The organism is Mesorhizobium sp. M1E.F.Ca.ET.041.01.1.1 (assembly GCF_003997355.1).
GTDB lineage: Bacteria > Pseudomonadota > Alphaproteobacteria > Rhizobiales > Rhizobiaceae > Mesorhizobium.
The window spans coordinates 1-1,761 of sequence record NZ_RZSL01000898.1 but is presented as its reverse complement, the minus strand read 5'-3'; the positions used below and the strand labels follow the sequence as shown (position 1 = coordinate 1,761).

Annotated in this window: 1 pseudogene; it reads right to left on the bottom strand. The window is 58.9% G+C overall.

Annotated elements, in window-relative coordinates:
- Positions 1-368: pseudogene (locus tag EOA38_RS35630) on the bottom strand (MFS transporter); the annotation flags it as partial.
- Positions 369-1,761: the final 1,393 nt, after the last annotated feature.

The window sequence follows — 1,761 nt, the reverse complement described above, 5'->3', positions numbered from 1 at the left end:
ACCGGCAGCGACCCCGCAACCTCTGCCAGAACGTTCGACAGGATCAGCAGGAGCGTCATCGCCCAGATGACGACCCTGCGGTCCAGACGCTTTGTCACGATGGCGATTATCGGTGCCGAGATCGCCGCGACGATTGCGGTCGCTGTTAGCGCCTGTCCAGCCGTGCCCGTGGTGATACGGAGATCATGCGCGAGCGGTGTCAGAACGCTGGCGGGCAGAAACTCTGCCGTCACAAGCCCGAAGGTGCCGAAGGAAAGCGAAATGATGGCACCCCATGCAGGGCCAGAACGTTGATAGGGACTTTCTGGGTCAAGCCGATCTCGGTCGAACAAAGCCGCGTCCACTAAATCTGTCGCCGATTCGGTCATGAATGAGTTCTCCGGCTAGGAGCTGTTGCAGCAGGGGTGGCTACATCGCCGGGGATCAAAGCCGCGAGACCTTCCGGCGGCGGCCAGTCGGCATCAGTCGAGGCCTCGGCGCCCGACGCATCCGAGGCCTCATCGGAGGGCCGACGGACCCAACCGTCGACAATGCGGGAGAGTTCTCGGCGCGGTCGCATCGATCGCATTCGTCGAAGTGCGGTCTGTTCACTGCGAACCAAGCAAGCCGAACGCGGTGTCCTCGATCGAGGCCTTGATGGGGGGATGATCGACGATCTCTATATTGCTTTGAAGCAGGAAGTTCCGTCGCCATATGTGGTTATCCTGGCAGCCAGAATTGAGCGGTTGTCGCAAGCACCAAGGCGGTCGCAATGAGTGCAACGAGGCGGAAGTCTGATCGATGGCTGCGGTTCGATGGCCGCGCGATCGACAAAATTGAGGTGATGAGTTATCCCTTTTGAAGCCGTTGCTCCCAATTCTGGGATAAGGTAATTGCAGGCGGTCCCAGCAACGTCGGGCGGCCTTTTTGGTGATCGAATTCATGGGACGACACTCTCGGTCCGTGACGCATCTGCGAATGACTCCGCAAGTTCCGTGCCATCAACGACAAATCTGGCTCTGCTGAGCGGGTGGTGGAGGCACGAGCGTGGGCTATCCCAAGAGCTTGCCGCAAGGTTGTTCGAAGTTGAGGTGCCGGATAGACCGCAAATATGTCGGGCGGCCTGGGGTTGGCCAACACGAAGATGCGCAAGTTCAAAAGGACGAGCTGAACCCTTGCCGATATCCATCCGAGGCTGATCTGGAGAAGGTCAAGAACTGCGTCTTGAAGGCTTCCGCCGCACCGGCAAATGCTAAGCCAAGGTGCTGGGCAAGATGGACAGGGCCATCCAACCCGTCGACTGGACGCTCATTAATGGCGTCGGTGTGGCTCTGTAGCTGGCGAGAAAAACGCCCTGCTGAAAGACAAAAGCTCGTGTGGCCGGCTCTGAAGGACGGCCAGTGAGGCAGGCGAGGAGAGGCTATAGCCCATTCGTGTAGACTGATCTTGTCCCACGGAGGCGGCTAACCACCCCGCCAGACATCATCGAGGGGAGCGCCACTAGGCTTACCCCAAGTGTTGGTCATTTCCACCTGGGTGACCTCGGCCAAGTCACCAAGCCGCTTAGAGCAAGCTTTCGAACTGGATGCTCCCCGGGCACATGATCGGCTAGCTGTGAGCTTTCGGGAGGTTGTCCATTCGGACCGGACCGAGGAGACTGGAGTTACCACGCTTCAGCATCCATCGGAGGATCCGAATGAACATCCATAAGAATGCCCGTCTCACACCGCTGCGTCGAGAGGAGATGGCGCTGTCGGTGATAGAAGGCGCTTTCTCCAAAGC